This window comes from Echinicola strongylocentroti, assembly GCF_003260975.1.
Taxonomy (GTDB): domain Bacteria; phylum Bacteroidota; class Bacteroidia; order Cytophagales; family Cyclobacteriaceae; genus Echinicola; species Echinicola strongylocentroti.
Window position 1 is genome coordinate 4,847,936 of record NZ_CP030041.1, and the last position, 18,329, is coordinate 4,866,264.

At 44.9% G+C, this 18,329-nt stretch carries 15 protein-coding genes; 6 read left to right on the forward strand and 9 right to left on the reverse strand.

What is annotated here, in order from left to right; genetic code table 11:
- The first annotated feature begins 230 nt into the window (after positions 1-230).
- The 3 genes from DN752_RS19085 to DN752_RS19095 all read left to right on the forward strand — a co-directional run bounded on the left by DN752_RS19085 (position 231) and on the right by DN752_RS19095 (position 3,389).
- On the forward strand, positions 231-1,445 hold the full coding sequence (locus DN752_RS19085; RefSeq protein WP_245949313.1) for a hypothetical protein: 1,215 nt from the start codon (positions 231-233) through the stop codon (positions 1,443-1,445).
- Between the two features lie 4 nt (positions 1,446-1,449).
- Complete coding sequence (locus DN752_RS19090) at positions 1,450-2,412, forward strand: polysaccharide deacetylase family protein (protein ID WP_112785443.1); 963 nt, start codon at positions 1,450-1,452, stop codon at positions 2,410-2,412.
- Positions 2,413-2,558: 146 nt separating this feature from the next.
- Positions 2,559-3,389, forward strand: coding sequence for an alpha/beta hydrolase (locus tag DN752_RS19095; protein ID WP_112785444.1), 831 nt, complete (start codon positions 2,559-2,561; stop codon positions 3,387-3,389).
- An 84-nt stretch (positions 3,390-3,473) separates the two neighbouring features.
- Here the strand turns inward: DN752_RS19095 and DN752_RS19100 are convergent, their stop codons facing one another.
- The gene (locus DN752_RS19100) at positions 3,474-4,229 is read right to left on the reverse strand and encodes a class I SAM-dependent methyltransferase (protein WP_112785445.1); all 756 of its coding nucleotides are present in this window, start codon (positions 4,227-4,229) and stop codon (positions 3,474-3,476) included.
- Between the two features lie 71 nt (positions 4,230-4,300).
- On the opposite strand from DN752_RS19100, the gene DN752_RS19105 reads away from it, so the two are divergent.
- Entirely contained in the window at positions 4,301-4,693 is a 393-nt protein-coding gene (locus DN752_RS19105) for an AraC family ligand binding domain-containing protein (RefSeq protein WP_112785446.1), read from the forward strand.
- Positions 4,665-5,090 (forward strand): helix-turn-helix transcriptional regulator, encoded by a 426-nt coding sequence (locus DN752_RS19110; RefSeq protein ID WP_112785447.1) that lies wholly within the window; start codon positions 4,665-4,667, stop codon positions 5,088-5,090. The genes DN752_RS19105 and DN752_RS19110 overlap by 29 nt, the downstream gene beginning before the upstream one ends.
- 57 nt (positions 5,091-5,147) lie before the next feature.
- On the opposite strand, the gene DN752_RS19115 is transcribed toward DN752_RS19110, so the two are convergent.
- From DN752_RS19115 to DN752_RS19140, 5 genes are all read right to left on the reverse strand, one after another.
- Positions 5,148-6,632, reverse strand: a complete 1,485-nt coding sequence (locus DN752_RS19115) for an arylsulfatase (RefSeq protein ID WP_112785448.1) — start codon at positions 6,630-6,632, stop codon at positions 5,148-5,150.
- 234 nt (positions 6,633-6,866) lie between these two features.
- Entirely contained in the window at positions 6,867-8,150 is a 1,284-nt protein-coding gene (locus DN752_RS19120) for an oligogalacturonate lyase family protein (protein ID WP_112785449.1), read from the reverse strand.
- Entirely contained in the window at positions 8,147-9,721 is a 1,575-nt protein-coding gene (locus tag DN752_RS19125; protein WP_112785450.1) for a RagB/SusD family nutrient uptake outer membrane protein, read from the reverse strand. Before DN752_RS19125 ends, DN752_RS19120 begins: the two co-directional genes overlap by 4 nt.
- Positions 9,722-9,770: 49 nt before the next feature.
- Positions 9,771-12,836, reverse strand: a complete 3,066-nt coding sequence (locus DN752_RS19130; protein WP_112785451.1) for a SusC/RagA family TonB-linked outer membrane protein — start codon at positions 12,834-12,836, stop codon at positions 9,771-9,773.
- 836 nt (positions 12,837-13,672) lie between these two features.
- On the reverse strand, positions 13,673-14,830 hold the full coding sequence (locus DN752_RS19140) for a hypothetical protein (RefSeq protein ID WP_112785453.1): 1,158 nt from the start codon (positions 14,828-14,830) through the stop codon (positions 13,673-13,675).
- A 104-nt stretch (positions 14,831-14,934) separates the two neighbouring features.
- Between DN752_RS19140 and DN752_RS19145 the strand changes: the two genes are divergently transcribed.
- Positions 14,935-15,894 carry a GNAT family N-acetyltransferase gene (locus DN752_RS19145; protein ID WP_162633276.1) on the forward strand — a complete coding sequence of 320 codons (960 nt, stop codon included), beginning with the start codon at positions 14,935-14,937 and terminating at the stop codon, positions 15,892-15,894.
- Positions 15,895-15,972: 78 nt separating this feature from the next.
- Here DN752_RS19145 and DN752_RS19150 read toward each other — a convergent pair whose 3' ends face one another.
- From DN752_RS19150 to DN752_RS19160, 3 genes are all read right to left on the reverse strand, one after another.
- Entirely contained in the window at positions 15,973-16,542 is a 570-nt protein-coding gene (locus tag DN752_RS19150) for a 3'-5' exonuclease (RefSeq protein WP_112785455.1), read from the reverse strand.
- 399 nt (positions 16,543-16,941) lie between these two features.
- Positions 16,942-17,436: a VOC family protein gene (locus DN752_RS19155; RefSeq protein ID WP_112785456.1), complete on the reverse strand. Its 495-nt coding sequence runs from the start codon at positions 17,434-17,436 to the stop codon at positions 16,942-16,944.
- Between the two features lie 74 nt (positions 17,437-17,510).
- A complete protein-coding gene (locus DN752_RS19160) occupies positions 17,511-18,326 on the reverse strand; it encodes an AraC family transcriptional regulator (RefSeq protein ID WP_112785457.1) in 816 nt (271 codons plus the stop codon).
- Between the last annotated feature and the right edge of the window lie 3 nt (positions 18,327-18,329).

Consider the following 18,329-nt stretch of genomic DNA (forward strand, 5'->3'; position numbering starts at 1 on the left):
CAATGGTACAGTTCAGGTCTGTGGTAATCTTTGGCATTGAGACGAATGTAATTTCCCCCTGAAAGGGGAGTTCAATTCAGCCCAATGGATCCCATTGGGCTTTAAATGTGGAGGAATTCGTAGCGCCCTGTAAGGGCAACTAAAGCCTTGGTCCATGATAATTGGAAAATTGTAATGATAGAACAAAGCCAAAAAACAACTATTATCAGTAAATGATAGGCGGGATCATTTTGATCGGGATACTTTACGCCGTGAGCCTGTCGCTATTGCAGAGGCTGAAACGGAAGTATAGGACACTGAGCATCCGTACCATGACCAACCTGTATTGGTACCATATGCTTTTTGGGCTTATTTATTATACCTATGCCATTTTCCGGAATTCAGATTCCCACGCATATTTTCATGATGCGGCCACAGCCGAAAGTTGGTGGAAACTCTTTTCCCACGGCACCCATTTTATCGAATGGCTAGCAGTCCCTTTTGTGCAGTACCTTCATTTTAGCTATGAGATGATGATGGTACTTTTCGCTTGGACGGGATATGTTGGGTTTGTCTATTTCTATTTGTTTTTCAAGGAAAACCTACGATCAACTATTAAATTCCGTGGGTATGATGCTGTTAATTTGTTGATGTTTTTGCCCAATATGCACTTCTGGACGTCCTCATTGGGAAAGGGAAGCCTGATTTTCTGTGGAATAGGGCTGTTGGTTTTTGGGCTTTCATTACCTGCGAAAAGAAAAGTGTACATTGCTTTGGGAGGACTGTTGACCTATTTTGTGCGTCCACATATCTTTTTTGCCATTATGATAGGTATGGGGATGTCATTTATGCTGGGAAGAGAAAAGATGCCCATGTACCAGAAGGTTTTGATCGCCATCGGTGGGATAGGCATATCAGCATTTATTTATGATGAATTATTGGTGTTCCTTCGCTTGGATGAGGACAATGTGCTGGAGAGTTTTATGAACAATACGGCATTTATTGGAGGCCAATTGCAGCATGCAGGCTCGGCGGTGGATATGCAGAGCTATAGCCTGCCCGTAAAGCTGTTTACCTTTTGGTTTAGGCCGTTGTTTTTTGATGCTCCCAATTTCCTAGGGATCTTTGTGTCATTGGAGAACCTCCTGTACCTGGCGTTTTTTGTGAAACTCTTCCAAAAAGGATTTTTTAGATTTATCAAACAAGCTTCCGCAATGATCAAAATGTCGGCGGTGGTGTTTTTGAGCATTTCCTTTTCCATGACCTTCATCATGTCCAATTTGGGCATCATCATCCGTCAAAAAAGCATGATCATGTATTTCATGTTTTTTGTCATTGTGGCTTTTCTGGATTGGAAAAAAACCGAGGCAATTAAAAGAAGAATGAAGCGGATCAAACGAATGAAAAAAAAGGAGCATTTAAAGGTCCAGAAAAGGAATTACTTTCCTGATCATTTAACAAACTAGCACCATGTCTTTCTTGGTAATATCACTGGATTTTGAACTGCACTGGGGGATTTTTGATAAGGTTTCCTTGGCGGAGAAAAAGGGAGATTTCAATAGGACAAAAGCCGTCACCCCGAAGGTTTTAGAGGCGTTTGAGCGTCATGGAGTGGCCGCGACTTGGGCTACGGTAGGTATGCTGCTGACCGAAAGTAGCGAGGAATGGGAGCATTATAGTCCCGAATATTTACCTACCTACCAAAATCCACAGCTATCCCCATATCATTGGATCGCACAACATGCCTACGATCCAGCAGTTCACAGTGGCTTTTCGTTGGTGAAACAACTATTACAAACCCCCAATCAGGAACTGGGAAGCCATACTTTTTCGCATTATTATACTTGTGAGCCAGGGCAACAGCTGGAGCAGTTCAGGTCTGACTTGAAGGTGGCCAGAAGAATTGCCCAGGAAAAATGTGGAGTGCACCTTCAGTCCTTGGTGTTTCCCCGAAACCAATTTGACCAGAACAGCCTGAAAGTATGCAAGGATGAAGGTTTTAGCGTGGTCAGGGTAAATCCTTCCAATTGGTTTTGGAAGGATCCGCAGCATGCGGGGATTATGGATAGGATTTTCAGAACGGGTGATACGCTCTTGCCGCTTGGTAAAAGGACTTCTTTTCCTACAAGGTCAATACTAGGTAGCAAAGATTCTCCAATCCAATTGCCTGCATCGCGTCTTTTAAGACCTTATAGTATGACTAGCAAACCATTAAACAAAGGCCGGATAAACCGGATCATCAGTGAGATGACTTATGCAGCCAAGCATAATTTGGTTTACCATTTATGGTGGCATCCTCATAATTTCGGCAATGCTCCACAGGAAAGTATGCAGGAACTCTACCAGCTGCTGGACACTTTCACTAAGTTAAAGGACCAATATGGGATGCGTTCCGTCAATATGGGGCAATTGGCAGCGGAGCTGAAGGCTTAATTGGAGCCCTTGATTTAATTTACTTGATCGCTTCGGTGGAAGGTTAGCAATTTAAGCCTTAATTTGTGCACCGATCAGTGGTGCCTGTGGGGCAAAATCTCACTTCGCAGCGCTGATCGCTTACCGTCAATCCAAAAAACCATAAAATGAAGAGATTTTCCCTAACCATCCTTTTTATAACGTTATCCCTTTCGGGATTTGCTCAAGAAACATCCTATACCACCAAGCAAAATATTCCCTACTACGATGCGGGCGTTCGTGAGAGGGATGATTATATCGAAGAGCGTTGTGTGCTAGACCTTTATTTTCCATCCGATAAAGAGGGTTTTCCTACAGTCGTGTGGTTTCATGGAGGAGGGTTAAGTGCAGGACAGAAGGAGATTCCTGAAGCATTAAAGGAAAAGGGGATCGCTGTGGTAGGGGTGAATTATAGATTATATCCCAAAATAGGTGCTCCCGTGTACATTGAAGATGCCGCGGCGGCCATTGCATGGACGATGAAGCATATTGAAGCTTATGGAGGCGATCCTTCATTGGTTTTCTTGTCCGGCCATTCGGCTGGAGGTTATTTGGCGGCGATGGTGGGGATGGATAAAAAGTGGTTGGCCAAACACGGCTTGGATGCCAATGATCTAGCAGGATTGATTCCTTTTAGTGGTCATATGATCACCCATTTTACCGTAAGAGAGGAGCGTGGAATTGCCGGAACGCAGCCCATCATCGATGAGTTGGCACCGCTCTATCATGTGCGACCGGATGCTCCGCCGCTGCTGCTGATTACGGGTGATAGGGAAATGGAAATGCTAGGAAGGTATGAAGAAAATGCTTACATGATGCGCATGATGAAAGTGGCCGGCCATCAGTCAACTACCCTTTTTGAAATGGACGGCTATGGCCATAACATGACCCATCCTGCCTTTCCGTTGCTGCTGAATGAAGTGAAGCGGATTGTTGAAAAACAGGAATTGAAAGATTGACCCGTTTCTTGAGTTACTGAAGGAAAAACAATCTATTGATCCTACTTTTCCAATTCCCGTTTTCTTGAAATGTAGCTCGTTCCGTTATTTTACACCACAATAAATACGAATAGGGTAATGTAGATAAATTCCATTTGCTTCCCTGCTTGCATCGATCCCTAAACGGTTTACATCGATGTCATTTTGGATCATTTCTCTTAATTTTTTGGTATCCACTGCAAAAGATGCATCGAGCTGTTGCTCTAGCCCAATCTTCATGCGGTATTCATAGTTTTTGATGGCTTTCAGTCCAGAAAATTTCATCAAATTGTCCAGTTCTCGATGGGATAACGCGGCCGTATGAGAAGTGTCACGGATCTTTTCCATAACATTGTAATGGTCTACTTTGCTTTCAGGAAGGCATACATCGGCCACTATGACCCGCCCTCCGGGTTGACATACCCTGATCATTTCCTGCAGTACTTTGTCGGGTTCCAGAAAGTGGTGAAAAGAGAACCTAGAGACGACTACAGAAAATGCCCCCTCCTCAAAAGGCAGTGGATTCGCGTTGCCAAGATGCCAGACAATATTTTTGAGATTCATCTTGTTATGCAGCCGTTGGGCCTCCTTCAGCATTTCTGTTGTAATATCTATTCCAGTTACCTTTCCTGCAAATCGGGCAAATTCACAAGCTACCATTCCAGTGCCGCAAGCTACGTCCAGCACACTATCTTCTGATTTTACCGCTGCCATTTGCACCAGTTTATCCAATGCGTTTCGATGGCTGGAAATGGAAGAATACCCTTTGGCCTGTTGTGTAAATTGGCGTATAACTCGATCTTGATGTCCTTTGTTGTCCATATTGTATCAATTTTTAGTTGTTTCACAAAGTAAGTAAAGAATCGAATTGTCTTAATTACTATATTTAGCCAATGAATACAGATTATAAGACAATCATCTCAGTGGACTTAGGTTTTGAGGTCAACCCTAATAGGCCCATCACTTCTTTTTCCAGATTTTTGACCGAGGCCAAATGTGGAGAAGTACATGCGCATCCCAGGGCGCAGCTTCTTTTCGCTTCCGGTGGAATAATGAAAGTAGCGGTGGAAAACCAATTATGGATCGTTACACCCGTGCAGGGCATCTGGATTCCCGGAGGTCGCCAGCACCAAGTTTTTTTTCCTGAAAATGTCCAAGTAGCCACGTTATTCATCGACCCAAGTTTTAGCCCTTCCTTATCGACAGATACCTTCGCGTTTGAGCTTTCTGTATTCTTAAAGTGCCTGGTCAAAAAAAATGGTGGCTTTTGGAAACCCATCTTCTAGCTCCCCAGAACAATGGAGATTGGCGGGTGTTTTATTGGACGAGATGGCGTTGATCAGCCCCTCTGTCACTTTTTTACCGACAAGTGATGATCCGCGTATCAAACGGGTAACTGACCAAATTATCCATAAACCCGCAGCTAACCCAAGCCTAGAAGAAAGTGCAGAATTGGTATGTGTAAGCCCAAGGACACTATCTCGACTGTTTTCCAAGTACCTGGGCATGGGATACGGAGAATGGAAGACCAGATCAAAGATGGTAGAAGCCCTTAAACTCTTGGAAGAAGAGGTGCCTATTAAAACTATCGCTTACCAACTGGGCTATGAAAATGCTAGTTCATTTATTTATGCCTTCAGAAAGCAATTCGGGAAGTCTCCAGGTAATTATTATCATAAGTAATTTTTTATCAGTTAGCTTATGCCTAGGGTCGCCGATTTAGAACGAATTTTACCTGCCTCATTCATCCAAATATCCGAGCTTAAAGGTGGAATTGGTCACATGTTCTGCCCGTAGGAGGGAATCCATTTTTTGGATAATGGCGGGGTGCTGGTCAGCCACATCGGTAGTTTCTCCCAAGTCTTTTTCCAAGTCGTACAGTTCAATGGCTTGATTGCCCTCTCGAATATCCTTTCTTACTGCTTTCCACTTGCCCATTCGCACCGCTTGTTTTCCAGCTTCACCATGGTATTCCCAGTAGAGGTGAGGGTGTTTTTGCTGCTCGTCATCATTTCCCAATATCGTAGGGAGCATGGAGATGCCATCGCCATGCTCAGGAGCTTTGGTGCCAGCAAGGTCTGCAAAGGTGGCCGTAAAGTCCCAAAAAGCAGATGGATGGTCATTGGTGCTGTTTGCTTGGATGCGTCCGGACCAGCGCATGATCAGCGGTACCCTGATTCCACCCTCGTACAAGTCTCTTTTGATGCCTTTTAGCGGGCCATTGCTGTCAAAAAACTCCGGATCTCCACCACCTTCGATGTGCGGGCCGTTGTCAGAAGTGAAGATGATCAATGTATTATTGGCTATGCCAAGCGAATCTACTGTTCTCATGATTTCACCCACTTGGTCATCCAGTACTTTTACCATCGCTGCAAAAGCTGCATGGGGTTTTTCTTGGGAACCCAATCGCCCTTTCCGAAAACCTGGACCTTCATCTGTGCCCTTATAAGGTTCTCCTTCCGTAAGCTTCCCCTCAAAAACAGCCATTTCTTCTGCTGGTGCGAGCAGCTCAGCATGGGGAAGCGGAGTGGGGAGAAAGAGGAAAAATGGCTCCTTTTGGTTAGCCTGGATAAACTTCAAGGCTTCCTGATGCATCAATTCGGGAGAATATGCACCAAATTTTCCGTTGTCGTTTCCATGGAGCATGATTTTTTCCTGATTGTTCCATAAGTGGTCGGGGTAGTAATTATGGGCAAGTGACTGGCAGACATAACCGTAAAATTCATCAAATCCTTGGTTATTGGGCTCTCCTTCGGTATCAGGGCCGCCAAGACCCCATTTGCCAAAGGCACCAGTGACATAACCGGCTTTTTGTAGCATCTCCGGCATGGTATGGATGGAGTCGGCGAGTGGAAACTGCCCCTCTCTTTGTCGGAAGCCGTAAGGCGAAGGATCTAGGCTTCGGTTGTCCCGGATGGCTACATGGCCAGTGTGCTGTCCTGTCATCAACGTGGCGCGAGAAGGCGAGCACACAGCAGTGCCTGCATAATGATCGGTAAACAACATGCCCTGTGTCGCCAAGCGGTCGATATTGGGCGTTTCGAACTTTTGCTGCCCGTAACAGCTCACATCCGCATAGCCAAGATCGTCGGCAAGGATAAAGATGATATTGGGAGGAGTCTCCGGTTGGGGTGGTTGCTTTTCGTTGGAAGCATTTTTGCTTTGGCAAGCCAGCAGTGTAGCTACTGCCAAGCATGTAAAGAACAGGCTATTGTTAGGTTTCATAATTGGTCATTTCAATTATTGAATTTAGACTTTACCATTTACTTCATTGTCCTGCACTGTGATGACTTTTTTAAGGCTAATCGTACCGGGGCGCAGCCCTCGGTACAACCGAAATAATTTAGATGCGTTTTACCTAACCCCAAATACCACGTACCACATACCACATACCACATACTACATACTACATACTACATACCAAATACCAACGAATCGGTACTATCTTCCCCCTTTCCTCTAATCATCTATCAACGGCATGATCATAATATCACTTTCGGTCAGCAAACTGGAATTGAACAGCAGCCATTTGCCGTCCGGGCTAATAGAATGATGGGAATGTGCTTCACTGGAAAAGGGGCTTTTGCTGGTGAGGCGGTGGCCTGTGGTCAGCAGTGTCGTATGATTGGGCTGGCCGTATTCGATGAGGTAAATATCGCCATTGAAGGTGTCGCCGACGATCCATTTTAGGTCCGTCGTACCGGCAGTATGCCAATATCCTCCCCAGTTCTGTTGACCGTGAAAGGTCAGTTTGTCCGTGCGGATATTCAATGAATAAATGCCATTATCCCCTTTTTGCAGCCTGTCCAAGTGTCCCATGACATTGAAGCCAATGTGGTCTTGGTCAAGGAACACTTCATGGGTTACCCAAGTCTCATCTGACTCATGATAGAGGGGGCGATTGGTTACTTGTCCATCGCTGTCGATGCTGGCCATCCAGATCCGTTGTGGAGCATCTCCGCCTGTTTCCCAGCAATACATCATTTCACCAGTTTTGTAGGGGTTGGCTTGTAAATGGCCAATTCTGAAAGGAACAGTAAGCACCTCGGAGATATTCCCCGAAGCCAGGTCCACTTGATAAATAGAGGATTCACCGTCCATTACCCGAGTGGAAAAATATAGGCTTGCTTCATCATGGTCCAAGGCCATCCCGTTGGGGTGTAGGTGTTGGTCTATTATCCCAATTACTTTTTCGTAGGAGGATTTATTGGCCACGTCACCAGCATCGCTGTCTTCCAGCAGAGCGTTCAGGTCTAGCCTTATCAGGGAATCGTTACGGAAGTGATAGGCATGGTTTTTCTTCCAGCCAAGGTGAAAACTGCTTCCATCATCTCCAGAAGCAATCTGGGTGATTTCATGGTCGTCCACCGAGATGGCATAAGTCAGTCCTTTTCCCGAGCGATCCGATCGGAAAACAATGTGTTTTCCATCAGGTGTCCACTGGGGGTGGGTTTGGTAGATTTTGGAGTTTTGATGCCTGGAAGTGGTCAAGGCGATGACCTTTTTTCCAGTCACTTCATCCTCAAACGTGAAACTCTCAGCGGGAAACCGCTGCCCAAAGGCATTGGCGCCGACCATGTCAAAGGTCTTGTCCACCTCACTTCTGGCGGAATAATCCTTCCCTGCTACGGTCTGTGCATGTACAAAATGGGCCCCAGAGAGGCCCATGATGATACTGCCCGTTACCATGAGTTTTTTCATGGACAGGGCAGAAAGGTTGGTGGTTAATGGTTTTATTTTCATTGGTATCCTGGGTTTTGTTGTAGGTTAGGATTGGCGTCGATCGCTGTGGTGGGGATCGGGTAAAGTGTCCGGAATGGTTCGGAAGCTTCCTTAAATTCCCATGCGTCATTAAACTTGCCAAATCGGATCAAGTCCCTTCTTCTGGCCAGCTCAAAGGCCAATTCGCGACCTCTTTCATTCAATATATCTTCCAAGGAGACGGTAGAAAGCGTGGAGGCATTGCTTCGTTCCCGGACTTGGTTCACCAAGGTGGTTGCTTCTCCCATATTTCCCTGCCTTGCCAAGGCTTCCGCTTTGATCAACAGGACGTCTGCATAGCGAAAAAAGGCAATGTCATTGCTGGCATTTCCGCCATTGGTGTTGGGGTCTATCCCCCATTTTATCCATTTGATGCCTGCGTTCATAGGTTGGTTTCTGATGCCGGTGGCAGGGATGATTTCGTAAGGAACCGGGCCTTCTGACGAAGAGCCTTCGCGGTAAAGGTTGCTGTTATTGTCCGGTACTATTCGCTCCACCATCACTACTTCTCCATTTCGAGGGTCTTTCATGGGGCCATAGCCAAGAAACATGTCTTTCCTGTGATCTTGGTCTTCGTAAAGGTCAAAGATGGAGGGTCTGGTGCCAAAGCCATTTTGTGGGGTGTAGGGTAATCCAAACAAGCCTCCGCTGATCCCTGGAAGTACTTTCTGAACCAGTGGATGGCCGATCCCCCCTGGGATATTGGGCGTGTAGATGCCACCGAAAATAAACTCTGCGTTTTCTTCATTGTCATGGACAAAATTGTCAAAGTAATCCGGCAGCAACTGATAGGCTCCCGAGTTGATGACCATGTCGGCATATGTTATGGCTTTGTCCCACTGAGCAGTGCCGGTATACACTTCTGCATTAAGATAGAGAGTTGCCAAGAGCGTATAACCTGCCTCTCGTGTAAAACGTCCGTAGTATTCGCTTCCCACGTCAGTTTGGGAGGGAAGGTTGGGCAGGGCGGTTTCCAGTTCGGAAATGATAAAATCCACCACTTCTGCTCTCGTATTTTGCGTGGGTAGGCTTAATGGATCCACTTTTGGAGCGGTGAAAATAGGGACATTGCCGTACAGGTCGACCAAATAGAAATAGGCAAAAGCCCTTAGCGCCTGCAATTCTGCCCTTGGCCCTTCGATGCCTTCCAGTCCAGAAGCGTCCAGGGCGTCAATCAGCGCATTTGCTTGGCCAACGGTGCCAAATAGGGTGTTCCAAGTGCCTGCAATATAAGCGTGGGTGGCGTCCCATTCATGCTCCATCAGCTGTTCAAAATCACTGTTGGCCCACCAGCCTTGGATTTTGCCATGGACGACCACTTGGTCAGCTGATAGTTCCAGGGTTCTGTATTCTGCACCCATTCCGGTGATCTGTGCAAAATTACGGTAAACTCCTGACAGCGAAGACAACACTTCTTTTTCATTGGAGTAAAAAGTCTCCGGTGTGTAGATGGAGTACACTTCTTCGTCAAGCGAGCAGCTTCCCAATGTGCCCAGTACCAATGCCGAAGCGAGGGTAAGCGTTTTTTTATAGCTATTGATAATATTTTTCATTGTAAGTTGATTTTAACGGTTTTAAGATCACTTTCCTTGGCAAGAACTATCAGAAGGCAAAGCTTCCTCCCAGCATAAACACACGAGGACGCGGATAAGCCAAGTAATCGATACCAATGGCAGCATTGCCACCACCGTTTGTATTGGTCCTTACTTCTGGGTCAAAACCACTGTAGCCGGTAAGCACAAAGAGGTTTTGGCCAGTGACATAGAGTCTTGCCCTCTTAAGAAAGCCAAGCGCCGAAACATCGAAGTTGTAACCAATATTAATATTGTCCAGTCTCAAATAACTGCCATCTTCAATCCACCTTGAGGAGAATTGGGCGGTTTGGTCCCTGCTTACTCCAGAATTTAGGGAGGATTCAAGGATGTTGATACCGGGAGTGGAATTGGTGTAGGAAAATTCCGCTGCGGTGTTGTTCAATACATCATTGCCCACTACGCCCCGAAGGGTCAATGAAGCGTCAAAGTTGTTCCAAGTAAAGCGATGCGTCATCCCATAGATAAAGTCTGGGTTGGCATTTCCGATTACCACAAGGTCAGCACCATCTACCCCGTCTTCGTCCAAGTAGGTTTCCATACCATTTTCATCCACCCCAGTGTACTGACGCCCATAGAAGGTGCCCAGTGGCAATCCGGGTTTAATGATTTGTGAGAAATCCTTTGGGGTGATCACACCTGAGAGGGGGGAAGTCCTGATTTCATCCCGCGAAAACTGCTCGTTGGAGAGGGAAGTCACTTCGTTGCGGTTGAGGGAGAAGTTGACGTTCATGTTCCAAGTGAACGGACGATCGATCATCAGGTCGGCATTCAGGGAGAGTTCCAGCCCTTTGTTTTCTACCTCGCCTACATTGGCCCATTGGGTGTTGACCACCGAAGGAGCTGCTGTGGAGAATTGGAGTAAAAGGTTGTTGGTGTATTTCTCATAGTAATCAATGGTACCGCTCAGACGGTTTTCCCAAAAGCCAAAATCAACACCAATGTTCAGCTGATTGGTCTGTTCCCATTGCAGGTCGGGGTTGGCATAATTGGTGGGAAGGACGCTGGGAATGGCCTCGCCGCCCAAAACATATACGGCTGATCCCGCGATCCCCAGTTGCTGGCGATAGAGGTCGTTGGGGATTTCTTGGTTACCGGTCACCCCGTATCCCAGGCGCAGTTTCAGCTGGTCAAAGGCACTAGATTTCATGAAATTCTCCTCTGCCATGTTCCAGGCAAATGCCCCGGAAGGAAACAGCCCCCATCGGTTGTTTTCACCAAACCGACTGGAACCATCATTTCTCAGGGTAAGGGTAAATAAATAACGGTCCTTTAACCGTAGATTGGCTCGGCCAAAGACTGATGCAAGTCGGTTTGCGGACTTGTAGGAGGTATTGGAAAGGATATTTCCAGATTGGATCAAGTTCCATTTTACAGAAGAAGAAACAAAATTGTTGGCTTCTGTAAACGTATATTCGGTCACAAAGCGCTGAAAGGAGTATCCACCAAGCAGGTTTAGGTTGGTGTTATTGCCCAGGTCTTTGTTGTAGGTCAAGGTGGCTTCCATGACCGAACTGTAATTTTTCAATTTATTGATGGAAGCTCTTCCCCCGTCAGTTTCCCCAGAAGGGTGAGTAGCGGGCATGTTGGTGAATCGTTCCACGTATTGGTCATTGTGGCCCATGTTTACCCTAAAGGTAAGTTCGTCCATAATGTCAAAAGCCACATCCACATTTCCCAAAAAGAGGTTGGTGTTTCGCTCATCGTCTACCTCTACCCATGATACTGGGTTGATGCGAAGCTCGCCGATTTGGTAATATGAGCCATCAGGATTGGTGACCGGTAGGGTAGGAGCCCATCGGATGGCATCTTTCAGGATATTGCCGCCCTCGTTGTTGATATTTGAAGAAATGGGTGTGTTGTCCTCAGCGGTTTTGCCATAAGTCATATTGACACCCAGTCGTAACCTACCTTCCAGTGCTTTGTGCGTTCCGTTAAATCGGGCGGTGTATTTTTTCAGGCCAGAGGAAAGCAAAATTCCTTGCTGGTCAGTATAGCCTAGGGAAGCTCGGAAAGTACTGGCAGCAGAACCACCGCCAAAAGCGACATTGTGGTTTTGACTCACAGCCGTTCTGAAGATCTCATCCTGCCAAAAGGTGCTGGCACCTTCATCTGGGTACACCAAGTCGTTGGATTCGGCATAATTCCGATATTGGTCTGCCGAAAGTACGGGCAATGTTTTGCGGATGTTGGACACTCCGACGTAGGTGTCATAGGTGAGTGTCTCTCCACCGCTTTTGTTTTTAGTGGTGATGATGATGACGCCATTGGCCCCTCTGGAGCCATAAATGGCCGTGGCAGAGGCATCTTTCAGGATGTCGATGGATTCGATATCAGAAGGGTTGATGGAGTTCAGTGGATTGGTGCCTTCAGATGAGAAGGGTGAACTTCCTTGCATGGAAGACACGAAATTATTGGCAGAATTAAACTGCATGGGCACCCCATCGATGACGTATAGTGGATCGTTGCCTGCAGAGATGGAGTTGACTCCCCGGATCCTCACCGTGGAGGCTGCCCCAGGCTGGCCACTGTTTTGAGTAATGTTTACGCCAGCCACTTTGCCTTGCAAAAGCTGTTCAGGAGCCACGGACATGCCCGTGTTGAAGTCCTTTTCACCTACAGAAGCTACTGCTCCGGTGATGTCTTTCTTACGCTGGGTGCCATAACCCACCACGACTACTTCGCCAAGCTGTTGAAGATCGGCTTCCATGGTGATGTTTAGCGTGGCCTGACTCCCCACTTCCACTTCTTGTTTGACAAATCCGATCGAGCTGAAGATCAAAACAGCTCCTTGATCAGGAACTTCAAGCGTAAATTTTCCGTCGATGTCTGTGACGGTTCCTGTGCCTGAACCTTTTAGCAAAATGCTTACACCAGGAAGTGGGTTGTTATCTTCACTGGAAACGACAGTACCAGTGATCACTTTTTCCACCTCACTCATACCGCTTATAGCAGTCAATGGTGTGTGGATCTTAGTACTAGCATAGGCATCCGAAATGCCCAAACTACAGGCCGTGGATAGCAAAGCGAGCACACCTTGCCTCCATGGCAATCTTAGGGTAATTACTTTTTTCATTGGTTAATTGGGTTTAATGATAATTGATTAACCTTACTTTTTACATCACCCAATGTATCCAATGATTTTAAGGAATCTGTTCTGGACTGTGATGTATAATAAATGAGTATAAGTGGTTAAAAATGATTTTTTTTGGCGTGATATAAGTGATGAAGGGTGTGTTGGGTGTTTGATATTTATGGTTATCCGCAATTACAGGAAAATTAAAAAGGTGCTCACAGAAAACATGGAAATCTCAGAAAAGCCTTATTTCATTCTGGGTGTTCTGTGCGTTCCGTGAGAAATAAAACCTACTGGCAATAAAGCGTATAATCAGATTAATATTTAGCATTCCTAGTCCCATACCTCCAAACTAGCTGATTGTCCTCTCCTGAAAATTGAGGTAGAACCTCAATGCTAATCGTACCGGGGCACAGCAGGGCAAATGCATTTATACCTGCCGTTACTATGGAACTTACCCTTTTATGTGTAGCCATTTTTGGTGCAGGTGACATTCTGCACCTTCTATATGATCCTCCGCCAAAGGCGGATTGGAAATCATGCGCAGTCGCTAACTACAAAACCCATACTATCCTTTTTCCGATATAGGCCAACCGCCATACTTGCGCAGAAAGGTGCGACGGTTTATTTGCCCCCCAAAAATCAACTAATCATTCTTTCAGCCTATCCCGCCATTCGGCAAGATAGGCTACTACGGTTTCCAATGTACAAATCGGGGCAAAGTGCCAGCGGCACGGATGATAGCTATGCCTACACGAAAATTGTTTTCTTTCGATACACTAAACGCATTTGCCCTGCAGGGCACAGCCCTCGGTACAACTGATTCCGTTTTTACTTTATTCTTTGCTCTTGGTTCGTTCTTCTTTCTTTACCATCCATGCCCCGGCAAGAAGAGGGAAGAGCATAAAGAGGCTTTTCATGCGCATCATGATGCCTAGATTGCTAAGAATGTTCATATAGACCAGTGAAGATGCGAAGAAGAGTAGCAAGCCAAATTTCAAAAATAGGGGTAGGCTTTGCCAATTGCGCCATTGACTTTTTATGATCATTGTGGTAATCCCTACCATCAAAATGAGGTTTTCAATGGATGCGAGAAAGGAAGTGATATTATGTGCGTCCCAAAACAACGGCCTGAACCAAAAGGTAAATAGCCGCATCAAAAATGAATAGTCGGCCATGTCCACGGAAGACCCGACACCTTTACCGGAAAGCATGGAAAATTGCTGTTGGATGATTTGTTGGATGGCCGCTAAGCTGAAATGCTCCATTCCCACGTACCAGAGCAATGCTGGAAACGCTGCCAGTGCCAGCAGCGAGCAGGATATTCCCCACCATAGCCTATATTTCTTGGAAGGACCAAACAGCAATGCCGCACCACCAAAACTAATGAGTACCAGCCAAGCGAAATAAGTCCTGACCATAAAGATCAGCACCAATCCGATAAAAGCTCCCGTCCACTTTTGCTGACTGATCCCTTTCATGATCAAGACCAAGGCAAAAAAACATAGCGCTTCCTTCCCTATTCCCCCCGTCCAAAAGTGGAGGTTGGGGAGATAAAGGATATACACGGGCCAAGGCAAGCCGAGAAATGGTTTCATGCCTTGATGGTCCGTAGTCAGCTTTAAGAATAGCCACCTGAAGCCTATAAAGCTGAGCATGGAATACAAAAAGAACCCAGAGAGCATATCCCATCCAAAGTAGCGAGAGGGAATATAGTTTAGCCAATACATAAAAGGATAGCCTATTCCGAAATAATCCCACCATCCGTTGGCATCTGGGTTGGCCAGCGGGCCGTTAAGGTTCCAGTAAACGATGGCATCCCCGCCAAAAGCCATTACATACCGATAAAAGAAATAGCTGAATCCAAGGTGATAGATGAGTAGGATGTGCAAATGGAGGGTTTGCTGGGGTGTACAGCCATGCTTTTTTCCCAAGTAGTGATTGGAATAATGTAGCAGTAAACTCAACGTAAGTAACAACAAAGCCTGAATCATAGCGGTGGCAATAACATCCCGTACAAAAATCAGGTATTGCAATGGAAAAAAATAGCAGAGGCTAAAATATTCCCCTTGATTCCCCCTATTTTAGGCCTATGCATTTGAGAGAAGCAAAGCCAACAGATCAGGAGGCGATAGTAGATTTATTAAAACGCTCCTTGGGAGAAAGTCTCTTGCCAAAGAGCGTGGCGCTATGGCGGTGGAAGCATGTGGACAATCCTTTTGGGGAATCCCCGGTACTAGTGGCGGAAGAACAAGGGGATATTGTCGGAGTGCGTGCTTTTATGCAATGGGAATTTTCGCAGAGAGGACAGAATATCAAGGCACTAAGGGCGGTGGACACAGCGGTTCATCCTGATTATCAAGGTAGGGGTATTTTCAAACAACTGACCGATAAATTGGTTCAGGAATGTAGTGAGGAGGAATTTCAATTTATTTTTAATACCCCCAATGCCAAAAGCATGCCCGGCTATATCAAGATGGGCTGGCAAAAGCGAGGGAATTTACCGCTAAAAATGGCTTTGGTAAGGCCATTTGGGGTATTTTCCGGAAGGAGCGCTAGGGAGTCTACGGAAGTCATGCAGCAGGAGTGGCCTGAGAGGTTACTGGCCAAGGTTCCTTATAGTGCCGATTCGGTTGGGCTGCAGACACCTATTTCTCCCGAATATATGCACTGGCGATACGTAAAGAATCCGCTATTTCGGTATGGGTGGTTTTCTGATGGGGAAAGGTACCTGTGCATTTTCAGGATAAAAGCACATCGGCGATTTCAGGAGTTTCGGATATGCGAATTACTTCCATTGGATGCTGATCGTCAGTTTGCTGATAAAGATTTTAACAAACAATTAAAGGAGCAGGTGAGAAATTATCACACAGCTGTCATCACATTTTCCGGGGAGTCATCTGTTCAATTTCGTTCATTTGGGAGGTATCGGTTTTTCCGCCTTTCCAAAGGCCCCTTGGTGACCCTGCGGAACTTGGGACTGGAGAAGGAGCAGTTTGAGGGGTTACTGATGCCGAATGGCATAGCATTTAGCTTGGGGGATCTGGAGCTTTTTTGAGGAATGCTTAAGGAGGTATTTATCGTTTTATTTTGGGGAAAATGTATGGTCTAATATCACTTGTTGTGGGGATTTATTTTATACTAATCCAATTTTTTTCATTTTCCAAAAGCATTTTTCCGTGACATTAATGTCAATTGAGGCATCATGTGCATCATCAAAATCTTCTCCGAATAATTTCATGTGTAATTCTGATAATTTAGGCCACTTATAGCCATAAAGTCCTGGTAGCCTACAATAATTAGTCGATGATTGCATAGTACATAGTTTCCTCTTTCTATTAAAACCACTTTTAATTTTTTTTCTCAATAATTCTGCTCCTATAATTTTCTCATCAAAACCGATGTTGTGAGCAACTAGAAAGTCTGAACGTTCAACTAGCTCATTAAATTTGGTTAAAACTGTTGAAAGATCTTCTCCTTCATTGTTTGCTCTTTCTGTCGAAATTCCGTGTACTCTGGACGCATCTCTTGGGATTTTAAAGTTTTCGGGTCTAATTATAAAATCATCAGTTTCTACACGATTTCCTTTGGCATCACATAGAATCCATGCTATTTGAATCATTCTAGGCCAATTATTCAAATCCGTTACTGGTGCTTTCCAATTCCGCGGTAGTCCTGTGGTTTCTGTGTCAAAAAATAGATACATATTTTCGTTTTATTTATTATGCTAAATTTTCTTGCATTACGCACCCTGGTCTAGTATGAGAATTGTGGCGGATTTGAAACAACTAATTTTTCCTTAATATACAGACCTTATTTATATTCACTTATTTTTTTAGCGATAAAACCACTCTTTTATATAGATTTTCGGTGTATCCAGCATGGACATCAGGTAGTGATGATACCAAAATAATTCAACAGGTGAAAAGCCTGTACTGATGGTTATAGGCGAAGCCCATACCTGCGATGGTGCTTTGATAAGCTTAGTAAGTAGGTGTAAGGTGCTCCCTGTCAGAGGGCGACAAGCGTGTTGTACTTCCCCTAACTTAAGAGCATTGAGAGGAGTGTAGTGGGGCCGTCGGCTCGACTGTTCGTTCTCTCAGTTTTAATTTGGCGAATGGAGTCCGATTTTATTTCCCTCTGAGTCGTGGAAAATGGCAAAAAATCCACTTTCATCAGCGTGAGGTGTTTTTGGGGTAATGATATTTCCACCATTCTTTTCTACTTTGTCAAGAATAGTTTGCAGGTTATCTCCGCCATTGAAGTAAATAGTAACTCCGTTGGCGGAAGGTTCGTAGCCTTCTCCTTTCATAATTACTCCTGTCACCATTTGGTCGTGGTAGGGGAATAGCCCCATTTCCATTTCTGGGAAATCTAACCTTTCAATTTCTACTCCTAAAATTTCTTTGTAAAAGGTGATGGCCCGTGAAATGTCCGTTGCTGGGATTTCAAAAATTGAGATGTAACTGTTCATGTCCTTTACGCTTTTTGTATTTGTTTCCTTAGTTTGGCTAGATTCGGAAATTGAAGAATTTTTGTTTTTACAAGAGCCAATGATTACTATCAAGGCAATAATTGCAATGCCTATTTTTTCTTTCATTACTAATTAGTTGTTGACGGGACAATATTAGCAGTAGAAAGTCGCTTGAAATTGTAAAAATGCGACACGCAGAATTATTTGTAAAAAAGAGCAGAAAGAGCCAGACTTTCGTGTGCGAGAAATTCTTTGGGATTTATTCCCGTAAAATCCCTAAAGTCTTTTATAAAGTGTGCTTGGTCAAAATATTCACTTTTATAGGCAATATCGGTCAGGTTTTTGGACTTTTGGTCGAGCAACATTTTTAAAGCTGTCTGTAGTCGAATTACCTTTCCCAACTGTTTAGGACTAACCCCAATTTGCTTTCTGAAGTTTCTTTCAAGTTGCCTCCGTCTGGAAGGGTTATCTTTAAAAATTGATGTTATTGAAGTACTTCCGTTGGTAGATAAAAGGGCGTCAACGGTGTTTTTTACAATAGAATTAATTGTTTTTTCGCTATTAAGCCTGTTTAAAAGAAAATTTTCGATAATGCTTATCCGTTGTGCTGTGTTTTCTGCTTTGAATATTTTTTGTTCCAAACCATCTGCGGTTTCTATTCCAAAAAGTTGTTTCACTGGCGTTTCTTTATTTACCAAGTTTTTGATTGGTTCAGAAACAAAATTGGCAAAACCATAAGGATAAAAGCGGACAGCAAATGTATTGACGAATCCTGTTGGTTCAATGTAAAAAGGTTCAATTGTTTGTCCGAGTACCATTGCACGAGGTTGAAGTATAAATTCATTTTCGGAAGTGTACCGCTTTATATCGTCTCCGAGAATAAACGCCATTTCAATACAACCGTCAGGGACTATTCGTTGTTTTTGCGGTTCAGACTGTTTGGGCACTTCTAACGTCCAATAGCAGCTAACAAGCGGCTTTAAGTCAATATGTGCTTCGTATGTTTGATAGTTCATTTA

Excerpts from the sequence above, each read along its gene's own strand:
- DN752_RS19090 (WP_112785443.1), top strand. The coding sequence starts at position 1,450 with ATGTCTTTCTTGGTAATATCACTGGATTTTGAACTGCACTGGGGGATT.
- DN752_RS19095 (WP_112785444.1), top strand. The coding sequence starts at position 2,559 with ATGAAGAGATTTTCCCTAACCATCCTTTTTATAACGTTATCCCTTTCG.
- DN752_RS19100 (WP_112785445.1), bottom strand. The coding sequence starts at position 4,229 with ATGGACAACAAAGGACATCAAGATCGAGTTATACGCCAATTTACACAA.
- DN752_RS19105 (WP_112785446.1), top strand. The coding sequence starts at position 4,301 with ATGAATACAGATTATAAGACAATCATCTCAGTGGACTTAGGTTTTGAG.
- DN752_RS19110 (WP_112785447.1), top strand. The coding sequence starts at position 4,665 with ATGGTGGCTTTTGGAAACCCATCTTCTAGCTCCCCAGAACAATGGAGA.
- DN752_RS19115 (WP_112785448.1), bottom strand. The coding sequence starts at position 6,632 with ATGAAACCTAACAATAGCCTGTTCTTTACATGCTTGGCAGTAGCTACA.
- DN752_RS19120 (WP_112785449.1), bottom strand. The coding sequence starts at position 8,150 with ATGAAAATAAAACCATTAACCACCAACCTTTCTGCCCTGTCCATGAAA.
- DN752_RS19125 (WP_112785450.1), bottom strand. The coding sequence starts at position 9,721 with ATGAAAAATATTATCAATAGCTATAAAAAAACGCTTACCCTCGCTTCG.
- DN752_RS19130 (WP_112785451.1), bottom strand. The coding sequence starts at position 12,836 with ATGAAAAAAGTAATTACCCTAAGATTGCCATGGAGGCAAGGTGTGCTC.
- DN752_RS19140 (WP_112785453.1), bottom strand. The coding sequence starts at position 14,830 with ATGATTCAGGCTTTGTTGTTACTTACGTTGAGTTTACTGCTACATTAT.
- DN752_RS19150 (WP_112785455.1), bottom strand. The coding sequence starts at position 16,542 with ATGTATCTATTTTTTGACACAGAAACCACAGGACTACCGCGGAATTGG.
- DN752_RS19155 (WP_112785456.1), bottom strand. The coding sequence starts at position 17,436 with ATGAAAGAAAAAATAGGCATTGCAATTATTGCCTTGATAGTAATCATT.
- DN752_RS19160 (WP_112785457.1), bottom strand. The coding sequence starts at position 18,326 with ATGAACTATCAAACATACGAAGCACATATTGACTTAAAGCCGCTTGTT.